At 80.6% G+C, this 222-nt stretch carries 1 pseudogene; it reads left to right on the top strand.

The features are described from left to right. A pseudogene (locus tag F0U47_RS20365) lies at positions 1-222 on the top strand (ABC transporter); the annotation flags it as partial.

Raw genomic sequence — 222 nt, 5'->3', positions numbered from 1 at the left:
GCGGAGGCCGTGACCCGGACGGTCCGGACCCGCGCTGCCCGCGCCGTCGCCTGGCCTCCGGTCGCGGTCCTCTCCGCGCTCGGCCGGCGTCGGGGCGACGACCTGTTCGCAGGCTACGACGAGAGCTCGCCGCAGGCGGGCGCCGTGCAGCGCGCCGCCGTGGGCAACAGCATCCGCGCGGTCGCCGACGAGGCCGCGGGCGGCCTCGGCGCTCCGTGGGCC

It is taken from the genome of Nocardioides antri, assembly GCF_008373765.1.
GTDB lineage: Bacteria > Actinomycetota > Actinomycetes > Propionibacteriales > Nocardioidaceae > Nocardioides > Nocardioides antri.
The sequence above is the reverse complement of the archived record's forward strand: the minus strand, read 5'-3'. Positions and strand labels throughout refer to the sequence as shown.